Genomic DNA, 21904 nt, shown 5'->3' on the forward strand with positions numbered 1-21904 from the left:
AAACAAGTAGGTCGGGTTAGGCAAAAAGCCGTAACCCGACGGTCTGGTTTATACGATCAACGAATCAAATCGTAGTTGTAATCGGTCGTGCCCATGCCTTTGGTTTCCTTGTCCAACTGCTCCAGGACCGCATTGACCAATGTGGTCAAAATGTACATCGCGCCTTCGTAGCCCAATGTGGTCATTCTATGCAGATGGTGGCGGTCGAAGATCGGGAAGCCGATGCGGATCAGCGGCACCTCGAATTCCTCGCCTTTGTAGAAGGTGTCGCGCTGTATGAACTTGCCGTAGGAATTACCGATCATGAAATCCGGCTTGTTCGTGAATACCAGCGAACGGAAGTGCCATAAATCCTTGCCGATATGCACGGTGGAGTTTTTACCGTAAGGCGAGGCTTCCAAAACCGCTTCACAGGCTTTTTTCCAGCGTTTGTTGGCGTGATTGACCAGGATCTCGGTAGGCTCGGCGCCGAGTTCCAGCAGGAATTTGACCATGCCCAGCACGAAATCGGCATCGCCGTACAGCGCGAATTTTTTGCCGTGCAGCCAGGCGTGCGAGTCGGTCATCATGTCGACCAGGCGACCGCGCTCCTTTTCCAAGGATTCGGGAATCGGCTTTCCGGTGATTTCCGATACTTTCATCAACAACTCGTCGGTCCATTCCAGGCCCATCGGTATATTCAATTTAGGCACGTCGTGCTTCCAGGTGTTCTGTACGTATTTCTTGGTTTTTTCGAGCTGCCAAGGCTGTAGCAGAATCGTATCGTACGCGTTCGGCGCGTCTTTGACTTCGTCCATCGTCGTGCCGCCCGCGTACATGCGGAAATGGCCGTCGGCCGGCGTGTCGAGCACTTCGGTCGGATCGCTGAGCAGCGAATAATCTACGCTCATTTCCTTCATCATCCGGTGGATCATGCGGAAGTTGCCGAGATAGGTCTCAAAACCGGGCACGAAGTTGATCTTGCCGTTCGAGCCGGCTTCCTTGCCCTCCATGAAGTTCAGCGTGAAATAGCGCGCAATGCCTTCGAACATGTTGTCCCAGCCGGTCGTGTGGCTGCCGACGAAACTCGGCGTATGCGCGAACGGTGTCGGAAAGTCCTGTTCGATATGGCCTTCTTTTTTGGCATTGCCGATGAAAGCGTTCAAATCGTCGCCGATCACTTCGGCCATGCAGGTCGTCGAAACGGCGATCATGTCAGGCTGGTACAAGGCTTTGACGTTTTCCAGTCCGGCGAACATGTTTTTCTGACCGCCGAAAACGGCAGCGTCTTCGGTCATCGAATCCGATACGCAAGCGACCGGTTCCTTGAAATGACGGTTAAAGTAAGTGCGGAAATACGCGACGCAACCCTGCGAACCGTGCACATACGGCATGGTTTTTTCGAAGCCCAGCGCACAAAGTACCGCGCCCAACGGTTGGCAGGCTTTGGCCGGATTGACAGTCAAGGCTTCACGGTTGAAGTTTAGCTCTTGGTATTCCTTCGTGGTTGTCCATTGAAATACTTCGTCAATTTGTTCTTGCGGATGACGCTCTTCGTATTCCGCGCGTTTGGTGGCCAGGTTTTCCTTGTATTCGTCGGTGCGGAATAAAGGGTAGCTGGGTTGAATATTGTCGACGTGTTGACTCATGGTAATCTCCTAACGCGCCACCAATCTGTGGACAGGCGTAATAGGCTAAAGATGAAAGGTACAAGACGAAAGGACATGAAGAGATGATCGCCGGCGATATTTGGCTTTTCATATTTCATTTTTCGCCTTGCTCCTCGATTTATTAAGCGGCGGCTTTAACCGGCTCGCTGGCGGTCTCTTTTTTCCAGGGTGCTTTAATGTTTTTCCAGCAGGGATTGTTCAATGTCATATCCATATCGCGGGCGAAGATCGCAAAACCGTCGAAGCCGTGATAGGGGCCGGAATAATCCCAGGAATGCATTTGCCGGAACGGAATGCCCATCTTCTGGAAGATGTATTTTTCCTTGATGCCGGAGCCGATCAGATCGGGCTGGATTTTCTTGACGAACTCTTCGAACTCGTAGCCTGTCACATCGTCGTATAGTAGGGTGGCATTGCCCATTTCCTTGATCGTACGGTCGTAGTCGTCGTTGTGCGCGAATTCGTAGCCGGTGCCGACCACTTCCATGCCTAAGTCTTCATAGGCGCCGATGACATGTCTTGGACGCAGGCCGCCGACATACAGCATCACGCGCTTGCCTTCCAGGCGCGGGCGGTATTTTGCGATGACCGCTTCGTATTCTGCCTTGTAACGTTCTATGACGCGTTCGGCGCCTTCCTTGATCGTATCGTCGAAGTGCGCGGCGATTCTGCGCAAGGACTCGGCGATCTTGGTCGGGCCGAAGAAGTTGTATTCGATCCACGGAATGCTGTATTTCTCCTCCATGTGCCTGGCGATGTAGTTCATCGAACGGTAGCAGTGGATCAGATTCAATTTGACTTTCGGCGTTTTCTCGATTTCTGCGATCGTGCCGTCGCCGGACCATTGCGCGACGACGCGCAGACCCATTTCCTCGAGCAGAGTCCGCGAAGCCCAGGCATCGCCGCCGATGTTGTAATCGCCGATCACGGCTACGTCGTAAGGCGTGGTCGGGAAGCTGTCGTCGCCGTCGCGGGCTTCGAGCACCCAATCGCGGATCGCATCGTTCGCGATATGGTGTCCGAGCGATTGCGAAACGCCTCGGAAACCTTCGCAGCGCACCGGCACGACCGTTTTGCCGTGTTCCTTTTTCTTCATCTTGGCAACCGCTTCGATGTCGTCGCCGATCAGTCCGATCGGACATTCCGATTGAATCGAGATGCCTTTGTTGAGCGGGAACAACACTTCGATCTCGTCGATCAATTTCGCGAGTTTTTTGTCGCCGCCGAACACGATGTCCTTTTCCTGGAAATCGGACGTGAAGTTCATCGTGCCGAAGGTGTTGACGCCGGTCGTGCCGACATAATAGTTACGGCGTCCGGCTCGGGAATACTGGCCGCAGCCGACCGGGCCGTGCGAAATGTGGATCATGTCCTTGATCGGACCCCACACCACACCTTTCGAACCTGCGTAGGCGCAACCGCGGATCGTCATCACGCCAGGCAACGATTTGCGGTTCGAGGTGATGCATTTGTTGGCTTTTTCCAAACTTTGATCGTTGACGGCCAAATGTTTGGCCCGATCATTTTTGGCTTTTTCCGGATAGACCTCGAGCACTTCCTGAATGAGCGCTTCGGTCTCTTCTCTTGTCATGGCTGGCATAATCTTATCCTCTCTTGCCGTGGGTAATCCCCCAACAGGCAGTTGTGGAAATCGTGGGTTGGGTTAGGCGCTGGCCGTAACCCAACATAGTTTGCTTGAAGTAGGCTATAGCTCTTGCGAACTTGCCCGGCTAGCCGTTAAGCGGTCGCTTCGGCGACCGCAGTTTTACCGACGATCGACTCGTCGACTTCTTCCATGATGCCGAATTCCATCAACAGGTCTTCCAATTCGTCCATCGTGATCGGCGTAGGGATGACCATATTTTTGTTGTCGATAATTTTTTGGGCTAATGAACGGTATTCGTCGGCTTGTTTCGCGGCCGGTTCATATTCGATGACCGTCATGCGACGGATTTCAGCGCGTTGCACGACGTTATCGCGCGGCACGAAATGAATCATCTGGGTTCCCAACCGGCGGGCCAATTCCATGATCAATTCGTCCTCACGCGCGGTGTTGCGGCTGTTACAGATCAATCCGGCCAGACGCACGCCGCCTGAATTCGCGTATTTCACGATACCTTTGGCGATGTTGTTGGCGGCGTACATCGCCATCATTTCGCCCGAACAAACGATGTAAATTTCTTGCGCCTTGTTTTCACGGATCGGCATGGCAAAGCCACCGCAGACAACGTCCCCAAGAACATCATAGAAAACAAAATCAAGGTCTTCATCGTAGGCTCCTTCTTCTTCAAGGAAGTTGATCGCGGTGATAACGCCGCGGCCGGCGCAACCGACCCCGGGTTCCGGGCCGCCTGACTCGACGCACTTGATTTCGCCGTAACCGACTTTCAGCACGTCTTCCAACTCGAGATCTTCGACGCTGCCGGCATCAGCCGCCATTTGCATGATCGAGTTTTGCGCTTTCGCATGCAGGATCAAGCGGGTTGAGTCGGCTTTCGGATCGCAGCCGACGATCATGACTTTTTTGCCGAGCTCGGCCAGGCCGGCAACCAGATTTTGGGTAGTGGTCGATTTCCCGATTCCACCTTTACCGTAAATAGCACATTGACGTAATGCCATGGTCTTCTCCTCTGTGAACTTGTGGTTAATGGCAATCGAGATAAAGCAATCGGTGTGCCAATACAGTAAGTTATTGATGTTAATAGTTAAATAGTGTTTTTTTTGAGGGGGTTCGGGTTGTGTTAGCGACAAATTGTTGGGTCTGGTAGGTTTGGCTACATCTGAAAAGTGATTTTGTAGGCGATTATCGAAAGGCTATAGTTATACCTTTCGCACTTCAAATTTCGGCAGTGCCTTAGGAGTCGTCGGGGTGCTCGGCAAAGGCTTTGCCAGCATGGAGCTGGCATTGAGCCTACATGGACGTATTCACGGCGTCCTTTGACGGGCGCACCGGTGCCAAATTTTGATCTACGATTGAGTATAGTAAGGCAGTGCAGGGTATTTGATGAGTAGAAGTCGGGTTGTTAGAAACCCGACAAGTGTTAATGTTATGTTGCCTATAGAATTCGCTGATTTTCAAATTTGCGATAAAAAAATTCAAATATTACAAAGGGATATATGTTTGGTTCGGAAGTTGCTTTCACTTTAGAATGTTAATTCAAACAGGAGCAAAACATGAACAACAACGTCTTTTCCGAAATTCTTTCCGGTCTCTACGATAACGAGGTTGTACCTTACTTAGGCCCGGGTGTTTTATTCGATTCAAATCATAAAAAAACCGGTCAGCCGATTCCAGCCGATAGCGAAAGCCTGATTTTGGCGATGAACGACGGGCAGCCGATGGCGCCGAAGCTGATGTACGAATTTCCCCGAGCGGCGATGAATCGAGAATTGAAACGGGGGAGGAATTTTCTGACCCAGTTTTTGGACGGCGTTTACGGTCATTCGGATTGGACGCGGGCGAGTATCCATAATTGGCTTGCCGAATGGCGGCCGCATTATGTCGTCGATATTAATCGCGATACGCAATTGCTCGACAGCTATGCCGATGTCGAGCACACGCTGATTGTCGGCGTCGCGCGTATAACGGCCAGTCAAAATCGATTCAAGATTTTTCACTACGACGGCAAAGAGTATCTCGAAATCGACCAGGCCGACGCAAATTCGAACATTCCGATTTTGTTTAAGCCGATGGGTACGCCTAAACCGGTGTCGAACTACATCGCTTCGGATGCCGATTATGTCGACTACATTACCGAATTGATGGGCGGATTCGCGATTCCGCAATTTTTAAAAGAATATCGGAAGGATAAGAAATATTTGTTGCTGGGTCTGCCGCTGAACCGTGACTCCGAACGTATGGTCATGAGCGACATCGTTTACGCGGCTAGCGAACCGAAAGGTTGGGTGATGCGGAAAAACCCTACTGTGAAGGAGCAACGATTCTGTAAACGGCTGGGGTTAGAAATTATTCCGGTTGATTGCAAAGACTTTATGGATTATATGATAGCGAAAGAGGCGGCTTAGAGATAAGGTGGCGTTATTATTCTCTAATGGACCGCTTATCGAGTTTGCATTGTATACCTTTCGCACTTCAAATTTCGGCAGTGCCTAAGGAGGCACCGGGGTGCTAGGTCGATTATTGCTCCTGCAAAATCGACATTCACGCCATCCATGGCGCTCGCAAAGGCTTTGCCAGCATGGAGCTGGCATAGAGCCTACAGGGACGGCGTCCTTTGAGGGGGGCACCCCGGCATAAGCGCCAACTTAAGGAAGGAACGCGTCATTCCGCCAGGGATTGGCGGAATCCAGGGCCAAGGATGGCAATGCGTAGCACCGCATCCATGCAACATGGATATCAACAACCCATACCGATATGACGAATAAAGCCATAAACGCACCATAGAATAGGCACTAAGTTGGCGCTTATGGGGCACCCCGGTGCCGAATTTGATCTACGCTGGTATAGGTTAATTCCTCAAATGACCATTTCCATAGGCTACCCACTTATAGGTTGTCAGTTCATCCGGCCCGACCGGGCCGCGGGCGTGTAATTTGTCGGTGCTGATGCCGACTACCGATCCCAAGCCGTAATCGCCGCCGCCCGATAATCTTGTGGAAGCATTGATCAATACCGAGGCCGAGTCAACCTGATGCTCGAATTGTTGAGCCATGTTAAGGCTTTGCGTAACAATGGCATCGGTATGCCCCGATCCATAGTGATTGATGTGATCGATTGCTTCATCGATGCCGTTGACGATTTTTATTGAAAGTATCGGCGCCAGATATTCGCTATGCCAATCTTCTTCTGTCGCAGGGGCAATACTTGGTAAGAGCTTTTGTGTCTTTTCGCAGCCGCGTAGCTCGATATGGTTTGCGTCAAATGCCGCCTGAAGCAGCGGTAGCATTTGTTCCGCGCATTTTTGGTCGATCAATAAGGTTTCAAGTGCGTTACAGACTTGAACGCTTTGGCATTTCGAATTAATTGCTAGATCGACCGCTTGAGTAGGAGCGGCGTCTGCCGCGATATAGAGATGACAGATGCCGTCGTAGTGTTTGATGACGGGAATTCGGGTGCCTTCGGCGATACGTTTGATCAAGTCCTTGCCGCCGCGCGGAATCAATACGTCCACATAGTCGTCCATCTTGAGCAGTTCTCCAACGGCTTCATGCCCCGGCGTGCGGATAATCTGTATCGCATGATCAGGAAGTCCTGCTGCTACAGCGCCTTCAATCATCGCATCGGTCAGGAGCATGTTGGTTTGCAGTGCTTCCGATCCGCCTCGCAAGATGACGGCATTACCGCTTTTGATACAGACACCAGCGGCATCGGTGGTGACATTAGGCCTCGATTCGTAAATGATGCCGATGACGCCAAGCGGTACCGATTTTTTAAATACCTGGAGCCCGGCGGGATTGGTATGGCCTTCAAGTACGCGATTTAACGGGTCCGGCCTCCGAGCGACTTCATTTAGCCTGGATATCATGTATTGAAAAACTTTATCGTCGATCGTCAAACGTTTGACCAGTGCATTCGACTGTCCGGCTTGCCGAGCTTTTTCGACTTCTTCGGCATTGACTTCCAAAACTCGGCGTTTAGCTGATTGAAGCGAGTCGACCATTTTTGAAAGCGCAAGATTACGCAGTGACTCTGATGTCGATGATAATTGACGTGCCGCAAGACGGCTTTGTTTGGCGATGGCTTGAACGGAAATGCTACTCATAATGGATCCATGGTTATTTTTTAAAACCTCAACCTACTCCCTATATATTCAAAAATGGCTAACTAAATATAAAGTATACCCTTTGCTGGTCAAATTTCGGCGCCGGGGTGTCCGTCAAAGGACGCCGTGAATACGTCCATGTAGGCTCTGTGACAGCATCCCTGCTGTCAAAGCCTTTGCCGAACACCCCTGCACCTCCATGCGTCAATGCCGAAATTTGAAGTGCGATGGTTATATAAGGTGCGGCTAGGGAAGATGTCGGCGGCAGGGGGGATTTGTGCGCCTCCCTCGGCAACTGTTCTTGCGTCGCTTAAAGCGCCTATGATTGGTGCACTGCCACTAAGTTAAGAAAAAGCTCCCTCTCCTGCTAGAATATAGGTATCTACAAAAGTTTTCAGCTTTATAAAACAATTAGTTAAGTTAATTTTTCTGTAATCTAGGAAAAAAGTAGACTAGACTAAAAACTTCAATTTTTAGTCCCTATCTTCATAAAAAACCAGAAACTTTATAACGGCATGATTATAAATGATAAAGATGTGTAGATACGTATGGAGGGAGAGGGGGAATGCGGAAGTCACTTTTAATGGAGTCCTAAATCGCTATTCCAACACTTTAACGGTAAAAGTACCCGACGACATCTGAAGCTTTTCGTTTTTATTGAGAGAGTTACGCAGAAACCCGCTGAAAGAGCCATAAAGATAGCCATTTTCATACTGATGGAAAATGATGCGCCATTCATCGGAGTTATTTTCCGACTGATATTGGCTATTTCCAGTCACGTTGGGAATCTGATAAATGATGTCGCCAGGCCCGAATCCAGGTCCAATCGCAGCGGGCAAGTTACCAAGATCCACTTGGCCGGTCAAAGTCAAATTACTTACGGACATGCCGGATACCTTGAGTGCCATGATCGTGATTTGCTTGGTGACCGGGCTGTAAACGGCATTGAGCGTCATGCCAGCGACCGAATAGTTTTTGCCGGCGAATTTTACGTTTAACCGGTGTTGTTTTTTCAACTTGACGGGACTGTTGATGACTTCGAACAATGTAGAAGAAACACTGTCTCCCGCTCGGTTGCGTACGGTTACTTCGTGTAGTCCGTTGGCGATTCTAGGAATCCGAATTACGGCAAAGTCTTCACCGAAATCAGTTATTTTTGCCTTTTTCCCTCCAATGAATACTTGAGGGCGGCGGTTTCCGAAGAAATCACCGGAAACTTCGATTTCGTCGTTGACCTCGCCCTGCTCAGCGGATAGCATCAGATTCTCCGGCGCGGCAATGGTAAATTCTTGCGTTGCCTTTATTGCCGGGGTGCCGGCGGATTTCACCTCGAGCACATAGTTGTCCGCTTTGCCTCCCTTGAGTTGAGCGGTAATTGTTGTATCATTATTAGCAATGACTCGAAGAGCCACCTTTTGCGCGCGATTGCCTGCAGGATTGGACTCAATTAGTGTTACTCTCGGCTTGTTGCTGCCAAATCCGGTACCCTCAATAACAATCTCCGCACCATGACCTGCTTTCTGTGGATCGATCGAGGTGATTGCAGCTTGCGCTTCGAGCGTGAGCAGCGAAAATATGATGCCTGCCAAGAAAACGCTGTACCCCTTAGATAGCAACGCTCTCTGTTGCTGTCTCTCCTTTGCGAACCCAATCGGTTCGGTTCTTTCGGTTATTTTTTTAAAATCAATTAGTTTCATGAAACCATCCTTATAAAATATTTTAAATATTCGGCATTATGGCGAATTAAGCGTAATATATTGATATATAATGACTTTTAATTGGTAAGTTGTTTGCTTTTATGAAGGCGGGACGTATTTAGCGAGGATGGTGTTCGAGCTGACGCCAAACTCCTGGAACCGGATCACGGTAGTCCTCGATTAGCGTATTCCGAGCCGCTTCATTCTTAAATGATTTTTCGATTAAGAGAGTAAGCCTAAGAATTATACATAATTACATTTGTTTCGCGCCACGTTTGACTTAATGAAGCGTCCAGTCGGCTCTTATGATAAGTTCATCCTAAAAATAATCAGTTGGAGCGTTTGGAATACGTTCGTGCTAAACAAAGTAAGCTCCTATAGGAGGAGGGGGCGGCATAAGCGCCAACTTAGTGTCTATTTTATTTATGGTGTATTTGTGGCTTTATACGTCATATCGGCATGGATTGCCGATATCCTGGTTGCATGGATGTAAGCTATGCATTGCCATCCCCGGCACTGGATTCCGCCAATCCCTGGCGGAATGACGCGTCTTTCCTTAAGTTGGAGCCTATGGGGGCTTCCTCTCAGTCTGGTGATTGGTATGGAACTGTTGCAGTCAGCCGAAGCGAGCGAGGTCGTATACAAGCGATTTCAATGTGTATCGGAGCCTGAGTGCGACGTCCATGCTGTGCACACTTCTTCCATCTGCTATTTCCCAAGCTGAGGTTATTCCCATGGCGGCTCATCGCCGCTGTAGGCTACAAAGTCTTTATCCGTTGCATAGGTAATAACGCCCGAGCCGGGGTTATTGGTTGTGTGGCTTTTTTTGATGGATGAAGCTGATCCAGCTCCGAGATCCGCATTCAAGGTGGGTGCTGCCTCTTGTGATTGCCATTGCGAAAAAAGTGATATGTCCTTATTGCCTGGAACATACCATTTCTTTTGGGCAGGATCCCATCTTGCGCCGAGCGCTTTAGCCGCATCTTTTTGCGCATACGGCACATTCAGGTAAGTTTTTGATTCGGCCATTTTTTGCGGTAAGTCCTCAATGCGCTGTTTTACGCGAAGCTAGCCGGTTTAAAGTTAATTAAACTAAAGAAACGATCGCGTAGATTTGAATACGATTCTTGTAAAGGCGACCAAATGCCTGGTAATACACGAAGACAAAATGCAGTGATGTTCTCCCCCTCGGCCTCTTTAACCACAAAAATAAAATAAATAACGGTTAACACATAAATAAACTCTGACATATTTTCGTCCTGATAGCATTGATTGTTGTTGTAATTTTCCGTCTGAAAATGATGATTCGGAATGTGTTTTCATTTCTTGTTGGCGAGTGAATATAGCAGAAGTACTCAAATTAGGTAAGTGAATGTAATTCAGGTCATCGGGAAAATCAGGGCGGAGGGCGAAATATCAGCAATTCCCAGTTTGAGCAGTTTCGCCGATTTTAGGGTGTGAGGTATGCCTGTCGAGGAACGCCGTAAACCCATCCATGGCGCTCATAAAGGCTTTGCCAGCATGGATCTGGCATAGAGACTACATGGACGTATTCACGGCGTCCTTTAGCGGACACCCAGGTGCCGAATTTTGATCTACGACGGGTATATCACTGGACAATCGCTTTATATTTGGATGTCTTTTGCTTGATACGTTTCATAGTTCTCAAATATCTGCTTGAAAATCATATAATCTTTATCCTGGTTTCTGTCGGTTGGACCCGGGGTGGCGCTTCCGAGTCGTTCAAGAGATCGCACGGTTCGTGGTGTGCTTTAAATCAAAGTACAATGAGTTTGAGAAATGTATGGGTGTTAATGCCGGATCAAAACGTATTTCGACAAGCTTAGGATTGGGTCATAAATAACTTCTTTATTTTAGAGTAGGTAGGTTCGGTAATTCGATGATCAGGTGTCGGTGGTTGTCAAGCGAGTTACCGAATCCGTTCTTAAGCTCATAGCTTCAGAAAGTTATTTGTCACGAAATTCTTAGTACGAACAGAAGGTGTTAAAACTATTGAAATTTTATGTTCTAGGGTAGAGGTTATGGGTAATTGTACATTGCCGGCTTGACGTTTTTCACATAATCTACCTGCATTCTGCAATTTTTAACGATAATCGATATAAGCAGCCACTATTATGGATAACAATACCGCTTCAGCAAACGAAGATTTGCTTGGCTATCCCGCAGGGATTGCCAAGGCGGCTCGCGCGGTTCTAAAAAAGGAAGTCAGACATTTGCAGTTGATCCCGGCTGCAGCGATTAAATTACTTAAACTTACCAACGATGAAAACACCCGAGTAAAAGATCTATCGAAAGTGATTGAGACGGAGCCGGCGTTGGCGGCTAAAGTGCTAAGGATAGTTAATTCGGCGGCATTTTGTCTGCCTAAAAAAATCACTTCGATCAAGCATGCAGTCAATATGCTCGGGTTTTCAGCCGTTAGGCAGGCCGCCTTGGATCAGTTATTTTATAATCGGCTAATAAGGCATAAATCGAAGCAATCGTTCAATCAGATGTTTTTTTGGCAGCATTGTTTGTTCGTCGCATCGATGAGTAAGGCGATTGCCGTAACCTTGAAACATCCCGATCCGGATATGATCTACACAGGCGGTTTGTTGCACGATGTCGGCAAAGTCGTATTGGAAAGTTATGGGCGTGTGTCGTATAGCGATTATTTAACGGCATACGATAAAAGCGATCGATCGCTGATGGAAAGCGAGAAAACTTTTTTCGGCTTAACGCATACCGAAATCGGTTTAGTTTTCTGCGCGACTTGGAACTTACCTCCTGCGATTACCGCAATGATCGGTTTTCATCACGAAATGCCGCCCGCCGATTCCCCGTATGCTCAATTTAAAACCGAGACCGCGATTATTTCATTTGCCAATTATATTGCATGGGTTCAGGGGGTGGGGTCCAGCGAAAAAATTTGTAGTCCGGATCTAAAAGCAGAAGTCTTAAAAATTATCGATATCGATAAGTTGAATTTGGAGCAGTTACTTGAGCATGTCGATCGGGAAATGGCCAATACCCGAGAGTTTTACGGTATTTCATTTCCCAATATTCATAAACTTAGAGCGACACTGGTACAGGCGACAATCAAACTAAGCGTCATCGGCAACAAAACCCGGCATGAAAGATCGAATGGAGACAATGCTGGTGTGGCCTCGAACGGTTCAATTTTAACGATCCCTCACCGGAGTCTCGATCCGGAAGAGTTTTTACCGTGGACTTTAGAGGCGATTCAAAGTGATTTCGGTTTCGATCGAATCATAATGTTAAATATCGACCCGAAACGCCGGGGCTTGATTGCCGCGCATTGGTGGCCGGAGTCGATTCTTGAAGACGAATTGCAACCGTTTGAAATTCCAATCGGTGAAGTCACCGGTAAGCTGTTGGATTGTTTGCGTAATAAAAAGCCGGTCTTGATAAGAAAGGATGATAATCTCGACCGGAAAATGCTTCATAGGATCAATGTCGATGAGTTTATCGCAATGCCTGTCTTGCGGCATAACAAGTTGGTTGGTGTGCTCTATGCCGATAATTCGTTAAGCGGTCGGGGAATGGATGAAAAAATTCTCGGTGAAATGTTGCCGATCGTTAACGAGCTAGGTATCGCGTTGATGAATGCCAAGCAGTATACCCTAGCCAGAAAGGAGTCTCAGATCGACCCGTTGACGCAGTTATTTAACAAGCGTGTAATAAACGAGTTTTTGGCGCGTCTTTTCGAAAGCGAGCCTCAGGTATTGACAAAAATCGCGGTAGGTTTTATCGATGTCGACCGATTTAAGCATTTTAATGATGTGTGCGGTCATCAGGCGGGTGACGATGTTTTGAAGATTGTTGCGGATATTTTACGGAGCATGACGCGCCCAGGTGATTTGATCGGTCGCTATGGCGGCGAAGAATTTTTATTTGTGTTGCGCAATACCGATCAAGCCGGCGCATTAGGTTACGCAGAAAGAATACGGGGTGAAATCGAGCAGCGTGGTAAAGTCATGAGCGAGCGTTTCCACAATCATGAACTAACGGTCAGTGTCGGTTTGGCCATGTATACTCCGGAGTATAAAAGTTATCCTGCGATGATCGAAGCGGCCGATAAGGCGATGTATCGAGCCAAGCATAGTGGACGAAATCGGGTGGTTGTTTATCAAGAGTCTCTATAGCTACTTGATATGGCCTTCAAAAATGAGCGACTATGATTCTTTTTGCAATTCTCGAAGGATGCTGGATGATGACAAATAATCTCGACTATCGGGCTTCGATATTAATAACCATCTCTTTGATTTCTGTTATCTTGATGTTTTTTTTTCCGGCAATTCCCCAAGATAGGTTTTATCATGAGTTTGCCGATCAAAGAGAATTACTTGGCATCAAGCACTTTTTCAATGTTGTATCCAACTTGCCATTTATCTTGGTAGGGTTAGTCGGTATCAAGACTCTTTTTTCCGTAGATCGTTCTAAAATCGTCGTTGTCGTTTTACCGTCTTACATACTGTTTTTTAGCAGCGTAGCCTTGGTGGGATTCGGTTCGATTTATTATCACCTCGACCCGAATAACCGCACATTGATTTGGGATAGGCTCCCGATAACCTTGGCTTTTATGTCATTTTTTTCGGTGATTGTCGGCGAGTATATATCTGAAGAGGTTGCGTCTAAGTTATTGTATCCGCTACTGTTAACTGGGTTGGTTTCCGTTTTTTACTGGTACTATAGCGAGTTGCAAGGCCGTGGCGATTTACGTTTATACGGTCTAGTTCAATTCTTGCCGTTACTGCTGATGCCGTTGATATTAGTGATGTATAAACCCCGTTTTACCCATGGGCGTGCCTATTGGTTTTTTTTGGGTTTATATGGTGTGGCGAAGACTTTTGAGGTCGCGGATAGTCCTGTCTACCATTGGTTATATGGTATTAGCGGGCATACTCTTAAGCATTTACTCGCGGCGTTAGGGTGTTATGTTTTTCTTCGGCAAATCGCAGAAAGGCAACGGTTGTTTTAATGTAGTGCAGGCTAAGCACGCTATTGTGGATTGGAAAAATTTTTAACTCTTAATTTGGATTTAAGGACTCTATAATAGGTCTTCGAATCGAGTTTTTCCGCCAGGTAACCTAAAGATGTATAAAAAAATAGCCGTCGTTATTTTAATGCTAACCGGATGTTCCTCAACCGCTCAGCAGCACCCGCCGTTTCAAAAATCTGCCGATAAAGCGTCTGTTCCGGTTGTTGCCAAACCGGTTACTAAACCCTCCTTACAGCCTAAACAAATCGGTCCCTATCGTGCCGCGTCAGTTTCCGGAGACTATGCGGGGTATAGCGATTTGCAGCGTTTCATCGATGGCATGGTTCAAAAGCATGGTTTCAGCCGGGATTATTTAAATGGCTTGTTTTCACAGGCGAAACGAAAACAATGGACCTTGGATTACTTGCATAAATCGGATCAAGCCGCAAAACCGGGGGCGAAGCCGGCGCCGGGCGGCTGGACGCGTTATCGCGCGCAATTTTTGGACGAGCGCCATATCAACAGCGGCGTTTCGTTTTGGATGAAACATGGCGAGACATTGCGACGAGCGGAAGATAAATACGGCGTTCCGGCAGAATATATTTTAGGCATTCTCGGTGTTGAAACCTCCTATGGAGGTTATATCGGCAGTCACCGTATCATTGATGCGTTGACGACATTAGCTTTCGACTATAAGCGCCGCGGCGACTATTTTCGCGGCGAACTCGAAAACTTTCTGATCATGGCCGGCTCGGAAGGTTTTGATCCGTCCAAGCCGGTCGGTTCGTTTGCCGGCGCGATGGGTTTGGGACAGTTTATGCCGACCAGTTTTCTAAAATGGGCTGTTGATTTTAACGGGAATGGGCGCAAAGATTTATGGAGCCCTGAAGATGCTATCGGCAGTGTGGCCAATTATTTCGCGCAACACGGTTGGCAACCGGGGCAACCGGTTGTGACGCCTGCTAAACTGAACGGTGCGCAAGCTCATACGCTTGAAACCGGTGTCAATCATCAATATACGCTGTCTCAATTCAAGCAAGTAGGAGTTATTCCGGCGAGCTATTGCCAATGCGACGGAAAGTTGCATTTAATATTACTGAGAAAATCTATTGGCGATGATTACTGGATTGGTCATCCCAACTTCTATGTCATAACTCGCTATAACCAAAGTTCTTATTATGCGATGGCGGTTCACGATTTGGCGATGGCGATCAAATCGCGTTACCGGAAAACGCAAATGGTTTCCCGATGATTGGCTAAGGAATATGTGCAAAATAAATTCTCGAAACAGTAAGCTTTGTAGAGTTTCGGCAGCAATTCCCAGTTTGAGCAGTTTCGCCGATTTTAGGGTGTGGGGTATGCCTGTCGAGGAACGCCGTAAACCCATCCATGGGGGCTTGGCGGCAGCTCCCTGCTGCCGAACCCCATTCCAGTATTTGAAGAAGGTATTTTATGCCCGTTCTTAAATGAGTCGTTAAGCGGTGAATAGGCTGAAATATTGGTTGGTATTCATCGGTGGATTCTGGAGCGTTGTTTGCGGTGCAACCGATGCCGCCCGTGAGGCCGATTACGCCGAACGAATTGCCGCAACTTTGAATATCGGCGAAATTGTTTGGCTGCAAGCGAATGAACGCAAATTCTTAAGTATCTATACCGAGACCGAATATCCGGATATCAAAGAAGCGGCAATTATATTGCACGATAAAGGTGCGCATCCGGACAGAAAGCCATTGATTCATGGGCTTAGAACCGAGTTGCCGAAACATCGTTGGTCCACGTTAGCCCTACAGATGCCGTTAAGAGAGTCTGGGGCCGAGGCGGAAGATTATTTTGACTTGTTTGTCGAGGCGACGGCACGTTTACGAGCGGCAATAAATTTCTTGGAAAAAAAGGAATACGAAACTATCGCGATCGTCGGGCATGGTATGGGGGCATTGATAGCTTTGCAGGCTCAAAGCGCTTTGCAAGACGATATTAAGGCATTGGCGATGATCGATATTCCGGTGACTGGTAATAGATCCGCTAGCACATTGGAATGGATTAGACAGGCCGAACTTCCGATACTTGACCTATTGGTTGGTCGCGAGATGCCGATTGTGGCTGTTAGCGCTGCGAAAAGACGTTTGGCGGCAAAAGACAATACGCATTATCGTCAAGTTAGCATTAACGACGATGAAGCCATGATGGTCAAGCGGGTGTATAGTTGGTTAAGGCGCGCAATGGAAGCCTTTGCATCAGCCGAGAATGACGACGAAAAAGAGCCTGCTAAAAACGAAGCCGATATTCAAGGCAATTGAACCGCTTGGCAAGCCGTCCGTGGCTGTGGATGCCTGGTTTCACAGGCATGTGGGAAGGGTTTGAAAGTTTAAAGTTAAGCGCTTCGAACCGGTTGATTAGCCGAAAGCCATTATTTTCGGAAAAAACCGGATTGTTGCGCCATAGGCCAAACAAAAAAAGCTACATCAATTGGATTGCGACCAATACGGTGACGGAAACAAGCTGTAACACCACCATTTTGATCAAACCGCTTCGGTCTTCGCTTTTTGTCATTTGTCGAACGGCAACTTTTTTCATGATAATCCCCTTGAATAAGAGTAAATCGAAAATAACATGACCCTTTGAAAAGGAATCTAATACAGATTACCTCGTAATCCCACAATTCCAAATTCAATTTAAATTAAGCAATATCGTTGCCAGGTTAATAAAGGAAACGTTGAGACGAGCGCTAAAGCTCTATATTCGGCATTATGCCGGGATTGAGGGGGCTATTGTAACGGCCTAATTGCAAAATTGATTGGGAATGCCGAGTATATGAGTCGATCCAACGGGCTGTTTTTGCACTATTATAGTGCGTTTCACCCGTCGTGAATTAATTATACCCATCGCGGATCAAAATTCGGCACCGGGGTGATCGTCAAAGGACGCCGTGAATACTTCCATGTAGGCTCTATGTCAGCATCCATGCTGGCAAAGCCTTTACCGATCACCCCGGCGCCTCCTTAAGCATCGCCGAAATTTGAAGTGCGAAAGGTATATTTACGCCTCTATCGTTTCCATGTTCATTCGACGGGGTGGAAAACGATGGGTTTCGGCTTCCGCCTCTACCCATCCTACGCAAGAACGGCCATGCGGGATGGCCGAAAATGTTGCAGACGCCGTTTAAAAACCTCATTCGGCGGGGGGCGGCACACCAATTTAGCCCTCGATTGTTGTGAAAGGGTATATAAGGGGTGGTTAAGTTTTCCAAGTTGCTCATCCAAAAAGAACATGGCAGTTAAGGTTGCCGTCCATGGCGTTGAGTCGTGACAATCGTTGTTAAGCGCCTATGCTACATCAATTCAAATCGGTTGATGTGTGTTGGGCTTCGGCGTCGAGGTATCGGTATTTGACGCATTAATTCCAAAATCTTGGAATCGGCAGGTTATTATCAATGTCTTGCGATGAAGGCTCAATCAGTACGTCATAACCTAGGTCGCAAGTTCCCGGTAATGGATTGGCCGTTAAATCACGCTGGACGGTCAGTGTCGGCGCCTCTCCGATGCCGTGAATCGAGTCATTGTTGAAACGGGATGTCGTGCTCGGTATCCAAAGATTAGCCGTTCCCGGTTGAGGCGGGAATGCGTTGCCTCGGCAGATCTCGGCCACGGCCAGTTGAATGATTAGGTTTCTAGCGCACGATTCCGGCTTGAACTGAATGCGTCCTAGGCGAAATGGAATAAGGCCCTCTAAGCCTGGAGCGAGTCGGGTTCTGATATGGTTAAAACCGATGACATCTCCATTGGCATTCGTTTTTTCGCTTTGTCTGGCCGATAGGCTGTTGCTTTGGATGAGTTGCGGTAGATTGGCTAGGCTGTTAACGGTCAATTCATTGCTTAATGCTCGGATTTCGCCCGTATCGATGCGAGTCACGATAGGGGCTTGCGTCGGAAATAAGACGCTATGCCCCATGACGCGGGTGTTGCCGGTTCCGCCTTGGCAGTTGTCGTGTACCGCAATGCCGCCGTAGAAGTTTTCGCCTTCGCTAATAATGGACTCGGTCAGTAATTCAAAGGATGAACTCAGATCGGGCACTATGCCTCCTCCATTTAAAGGACTGTTGGTTTTTACGGTCGAACGTGAAGTCTCCGTATGATCGGTTTCATTTTGGCAATGGTATTCGAGCGCGAAGAGGGAAGTGCCGGCGTCGAATTTTCTAATGCTTACCGTATAACCGCCGCCGCCGCCCGGAATGTCAATCATCGGGCTAAAGCCGCTTGCAGGGGTGCTTGTTTCGTTCGAAAGTCCGTCTTTTTCTATGTGCAGGGCTAAGGTTGGGCCTGATATCGCGCGAAGCCGCGCCTCCATGCGGGTAGAGTTGTTTGCGCAGGTGACGGTATAGACGTTCTCTATTCCGGCTGGGCTTCCAAGGTTGCCGGTAAGGTCATGAGCCCATGTCGTATTGCCGACTAAGTAGGAGGTCAAAACAGCGGTTTTGACAAAAAAAACAGATTTTGCATGCATGATAATTAAGACCTCTGTTTGTTTGATGAATAAATGAGTGAGGGTTGGGGTGAAAAATCCATCATTTTAGTGCTTATCCTAAAAAGAGCGGTTGACATGTGTTGTAGACCGTTCGTGCTGAGTCGAGTCGAAGCATGAAGGGGCTACAACACTTTCACCGGCTTGGTGAGGCCTCAAACTATACCCTTTGCTAGTCAAATTTCGGTGCCGGGGTGTCCGTCAAAGGACGCCGTAAATACATCCATGTAGGCTCTATGATAGCATCCATGCTATCAAAGCCTTTGCCGGACACCCCGGCACCTCCATAGGCTAATGCTGAAATTTGAAGTGCGAAAGGTATGCCCATCGCCCTTCGACAGGGCTCTCCTGTGCGCAGCCAAAGGGCTCAGGACGAACGGTAGTTTGAGGCTCTCAACTGCTCTTTTTAGGCTTATGGGAATGGTTCGGTTGATGCTGCTTTCATTGTCTATTCGTGATGATAAAGTGCGATTCTCGATGAAATGTCTGGGGCTTTTGAGAAAAAGGTAAGCCACAAGCACCCGAAGGGTGTTTGTGGCTTTGCGGCTATTTCGCTAACAGTAACTAAAGGTAGGGCCGGCTTATGCGGATGTTACTGGTTATCGGCCCCATCTTCTTTGGATAGGCAAATTGGCGTCGACGTCTTGATCGGATGGCCACATCACCACGGTTTCGCCTTCCGCGCAATTGGGGTTGTTGATCGTTAATGTCGCCGGCGCGCCGCTACGAGGAACTGAAGTGGCACGGTTCATTTCAGTAGTGAATTTAGAAGTGGTATTCGGTATCCATGTGTTTGCTGTGCCTTCGACGGGAGGAAATTTGTTTCTGCAAATATCGGCAATCGCGATTTTTATTTGCAGTCGTTGAATGCAGGCTGCCCCGACTATGTTTGTGGTGTCCTCTTTGAAGCTAATGCCGGCTGTGCGAAATGGCACTAAGCCATGTAAGGTAGGGTCGAGTCTGCCATTGATGCCCTCGAAACCGATGACGTTACCCTGGGCGTCGGTTTTTTCGCTTTGACGTCTGAAAATGTTGTTATCTTGAATCAGCTGCGGCCATCCGGCCAAGGTCGATCTGTTCGTAAAATCTTCCAGTTTGAGGTCGGTTACTGGACTTATACCAACGGTAAAATAAGGATTGACCGTGGGAAATACCACGCTTTGTGCGGTGACAGGTAAAGGTCTTCCGTTGAGTGCGCAGGTGTGGCCGATGACAATATTGTTATAGGTAGTTCCCGTGCCGTTGATCTGGTTTTGAATTCCGGTGTGAGCGTAGGCGTTTGAGCCCAATCCGCAAAGCGCTAAGCTTAGCCCGGCAAAGAGGGTTTTTTTTATGGTGATGTTTGTCATTACGTTCCTCTGGTTAATTAATTGGCAGTTGTTATTTTCATTTCAGCTTTCTCGGCGAGAAAGATGAGTTTGAATTGGGGTATCGGCAATAAGCATGCCAAAAATAAATAATGATTTAATATCCTACTGATAGGCTCAGTTTTTATTGAGAGGGTGCATGCTTTTTAATTAAACTGTGTTATATAGCATAAAAATAAAACGCATTTATCGGGTATTAGGCTATCAACTTAAATTCGGCAGTCAGTTTATGAAGGTCGCGAAAGTAATCATGGGGCTATATAAATCTTTGAATCATACATTTAGCCGGTAATTTGAAAAGTATAACTAATTGAATATTATTGTGGTTTTCGTGTGTGTTCGTGCAAAAAATGCTTTTTATAGGATCAAGGTAATTCGGTTGTAACCGAACGACGCCGACTCGTGCCAAGCCTCCATGTTGATCGTTATACCCATCGTGGATCAAAATTCGGCACCGGGGTGATCGTCAAAGGACGCCGTGAATACGTCTATGTAGGCTCTATGCCAGCATCCATGCTGGCATAGTCTTTACCGATCACCCCGGCGCCTCTTTAAGCATCGCCGAAATTTGAAGTGCGAAAGGTATAAACGATTATTGTTAATTAGAGATAAAGCAAGAAAATCATGCTGTTAGTTTTCATGGTGCGTTGATGTTGGGCTAGATTGACGAATATTTGCGATTATCTGTTAGGTTTATCCGATATCTTTTGAATCGGTCGGAGGAAGGTGGCGGGTTTAAGGAGGAAGTTGTTCGGTTGATTTGGGTTTTGTTGTCTTGACGTATCGGTAAGGTCGCGTGGCGCTTGAGGTTCTCGCAGGCTTACATTGTTTTTTCGATGCTGCCCGGAGAGTGGGATTTCAATTAAACTGTGTTATTTAACTCATGTTGTGCGTGATATCCCGCATTTTTTAAAGATTGCTCGTGCTGCGAAGATGAGGATATCGGTAGCGGTGCAGATTTTTACTCCTGCAAAATCTGCACTCACGCCATCCATGGCGCTTGACGATTTTTTTCTCCTCGGCAATTGCTGAGTTACGTAGATGTAATGAATGCAGAAAATGCAGAAGCGTTTTTCTAGTTGCTTGCCCTGCTACACGCCATCCATGGCGATCAGACTGCCGGTTTTCGGTGATGAAGGGTGACATCTTCAATATAATAATGGCGGCTAATCAAGCCGAATTCAGTGTAGGGTTTAAATATGACAAACATATGACAAATGTGGAGGGGTAAAATGGTCCTGTTATTGCATACTTTTATTGTTTGGTATTGACTCAAAAATGGACGAAATCCATACGCACATTTCAAAATTTGAAGTGCGAAAGGTAATACACAAAACTGAAAAATTGTTCCCTTAACTAACGAATAAAAAATGTCCCGTACAAAATTGATAGCATTGGTAGCCGGTTTTGCTTCGCTGGTTTTTTTTAATCCCGCTAATGCCGACTTAACTGGCCAACCGGCCCCGCAATGTCAATTGGCGGCAATGCCAGACAATCCGGCAGTTTCCTGGCAAGAGCTCGAAGGAAAAGTCGTATATCTCGATTTTTGGGCTTCTTGGTGTGTTCCTTGTCGGCAATCGTTTCCTTTTATGTCGCAAATGCAACGCGAACTCAAGGATCAAGGCCTTGAGGTGATTGCTGTCAATCTCGACGAGAATTTGCAAGATGCCGAGGATTTTTTGGCGCGAAATCCTGCGCAATTTTCAGTCGTCGTCGACGTTAATCAGCAGTGTGCTCAACAGTATGCTGTCAAAGCTATGCCGTCTTCTTATCTAATCGACCGGAACGGTATCGTTAGAAAAGTGCATCTTGGATTTCGCTCCGGTGAGGCTTTGGACTTTAGAAAGGCAGTCGAACAGGTTTTGATGGAATAAGCGCTTAGGATTGGAGCATATATCCTCCGTAGATCAAGATTTGGCACCGGGGTCCTCAGCAAAGGCCCACTGCC

General features: G+C 47.6%; 14 protein-coding genes. 6 read left to right on the forward strand and 8 right to left on the reverse strand.

Going from position 1 to position 21904, the window contains the following annotated elements:
• Positions 1–56 precede the first annotated feature (56 nt).
• The 3 genes from nifK to nifH form a co-directional block, all read right to left on the reverse strand.
• Positions 57–1628: a nitrogenase molybdenum-iron protein subunit beta gene (nifK, locus tag METBU_RS0120570; protein WP_017842413.1), complete on the reverse strand. Its 1572-nt coding sequence runs from the start codon at positions 1626–1628 to the stop codon at positions 57–59.
• A gap of 142 nt (positions 1629–1770) precedes the next feature.
• Positions 1771–3249 carry a nitrogenase molybdenum-iron protein alpha chain gene (nifD, locus tag METBU_RS0120575; RefSeq protein WP_017842414.1) on the reverse strand — a complete coding sequence of 493 codons (1479 nt, stop codon included), beginning with the start codon at positions 3247–3249 and terminating at the stop codon, positions 1771–1773.
• Between the two features lie 137 nt (positions 3250–3386).
• Complete coding sequence (gene nifH / locus METBU_RS0120580; RefSeq protein WP_017842415.1) at positions 3387–4268, reverse strand: nitrogenase iron protein; 882 nt, start codon at positions 4266–4268, stop codon at positions 3387–3389.
• Positions 4269–4823: 555 nt separating this feature from the next.
• Here nifH and METBU_RS0120585 point away from each other — a divergent pair.
• A complete protein-coding gene (locus METBU_RS0120585; RefSeq protein WP_017842416.1) occupies positions 4824–5675 on the forward strand; it encodes an SIR2 family protein in 852 nt (283 codons plus the stop codon).
• Positions 5676–6118: 443 nt separating this feature from the next.
• Here METBU_RS0120585 and METBU_RS0120590 read toward each other — a convergent pair whose 3' ends face one another.
• The 3 genes from METBU_RS0120590 to METBU_RS0120600 all read right to left on the reverse strand — a co-directional run bounded on the left by METBU_RS0120590 (position 6119) and on the right by METBU_RS0120600 (position 10098).
• On the reverse strand, positions 6119–7372 hold the full coding sequence (locus METBU_RS0120590; protein WP_017842417.1) for a glutamate-5-semialdehyde dehydrogenase: 1254 nt from the start codon (positions 7370–7372) through the stop codon (positions 6119–6121).
• 599 nt (positions 7373–7971) lie between these two features.
• The gene (locus tag METBU_RS0120595) at positions 7972–9069 is read right to left on the reverse strand and encodes an IPT/TIG domain-containing protein (RefSeq protein ID WP_017842418.1); all 1098 of its coding nucleotides are present in this window, start codon (positions 9067–9069) and stop codon (positions 7972–7974) included.
• 726 nt (positions 9070–9795) lie between these two features.
• Complete coding sequence (locus METBU_RS0120600) at positions 9796–10098, reverse strand: DUF5710 domain-containing protein (RefSeq protein WP_017842419.1); 303 nt, start codon at positions 10096–10098, stop codon at positions 9796–9798.
• A 1106-nt stretch (positions 10099–11204) separates the two neighbouring features.
• Here METBU_RS0120600 and METBU_RS0120605 point away from each other — a divergent pair.
• The 4 genes from METBU_RS0120605 to METBU_RS24860 all read left to right on the forward strand — a co-directional run bounded on the left by METBU_RS0120605 (position 11205) and on the right by METBU_RS24860 (position 16368).
• Positions 11205–13235: an HDOD domain-containing protein gene (locus tag METBU_RS0120605; protein ID WP_017842420.1), complete on the forward strand. Its 2031-nt coding sequence runs from the start codon at positions 11205–11207 to the stop codon at positions 13233–13235.
• 32 nt (positions 13236–13267) lie between these two features.
• Positions 13268–14071 (forward strand): ceramidase domain-containing protein, encoded by an 804-nt coding sequence (locus METBU_RS0120610; RefSeq protein ID WP_138767205.1) that lies wholly within the window; start codon positions 13268–13270, stop codon positions 14069–14071.
• A 115-nt stretch (positions 14072–14186) separates the two neighbouring features.
• Positions 14187–15323: a lytic murein transglycosylase B gene (gene mltB, locus METBU_RS0120615; RefSeq protein ID WP_017842422.1), complete on the forward strand. Its 1137-nt coding sequence runs from the start codon at positions 14187–14189 to the stop codon at positions 15321–15323.
• A 229-nt stretch (positions 15324–15552) separates the two neighbouring features.
• Positions 15553–16368: a DUF3530 family protein gene (locus METBU_RS24860; RefSeq protein ID WP_017842423.1), complete on the forward strand. Its 816-nt coding sequence runs from the start codon at positions 15553–15555 to the stop codon at positions 16366–16368.
• 1096 nt (positions 16369–17464) lie between these two features.
• Here METBU_RS24860 and METBU_RS0120630 read toward each other — a convergent pair.
• Positions 17465–18571, reverse strand: coding sequence for a hypothetical protein (locus METBU_RS0120630; RefSeq protein WP_017842425.1), 1107 nt, complete (start codon positions 18569–18571; stop codon positions 17465–17467).
• 617 nt (positions 18572–19188) lie between these two features.
• Entirely contained in the window at positions 19189–19938 is a 750-nt protein-coding gene (locus METBU_RS0120640; protein ID WP_017842427.1) for a hypothetical protein, read from the reverse strand.
• 1388 nt (positions 19939–21326) lie between these two features.
• Here METBU_RS0120640 and METBU_RS0120650 point away from each other — a divergent pair.
• Positions 21327–21830: a TlpA family protein disulfide reductase gene (locus tag METBU_RS0120650; RefSeq protein ID WP_017842429.1), complete on the forward strand. Its 504-nt coding sequence runs from the start codon at positions 21327–21329 to the stop codon at positions 21828–21830.
• Positions 21831–21904 lie beyond the last annotated feature (74 nt).

Origin of the sequence: Methylotuvimicrobium buryatense 5G, from assembly GCF_000341735.1 — a bacterium.
Lineage (GTDB): Bacteria > Pseudomonadota > Gammaproteobacteria > Methylococcales > Methylomonadaceae > Methylotuvimicrobium > Methylotuvimicrobium buryatense.